Here is a 499-nt window from a genome sequence, read left to right as displayed (position 1 = left end):
CAGCATCGAGCACGCCAAATCCAAGCTGTACGACGTCGTCGTGGTCGACACGGCGGGTCGGCTGGGTGTCGACGCGGAGCTGATGCAGCAGGCCGCCGACATCCGGGACGCCGTCCACCCCGACGAGACGCTGTTCGTCGTCGACGCCATGATCGGGCAGGACGCGGTCACCACCGCCAACGCCTTCCTCGACGGCGTCGGGTTCGACGGGGTCGTGCTGACCAAGCTCGATGGCGACGCCCGCGGCGGTGCCGCGCTGTCGGTCGCCTCGGTGACCGGCCGGCCGGTGATGTTCGCATCGGCGGGGGAGAAGCTCACCGACTTCGACGTGTTCCACCCCGAGCGGATGGCATCGCGCATCCTCGACCTCGGGGACATGCTCACGCTGATCGAGCAGGCCGAAAAGGCGTTCGACGCCTCCGAGGCGGAGAAGATCGCCAAAAAGCTGTCCGACAAGGGCGGCAAGGGCTTCACCTTCGACGACTTCCTTGACCAGATG

The 499-nt window shown here is 67.1% G+C and carries 1 pseudogene; it reads left to right on the top strand.

Annotation, left to right across the window (positions count from 1 at the left end):
• Window positions 1–499, top strand: a pseudogene (locus tag ELR45_RS41420) (signal recognition particle protein); the annotation flags it as partial.

This window comes from Phytoactinopolyspora endophytica (genome assembly GCF_004138495.1).
In the GTDB taxonomy this organism is placed as follows: domain Bacteria; phylum Actinomycetota; class Actinomycetes; order Jiangellales; family Jiangellaceae; genus Phytoactinopolyspora; species Phytoactinopolyspora endophytica.
Note: the sequence above shows the minus strand (reverse complement) of the source record. Positions and strands in the feature narration are given on the sequence as shown.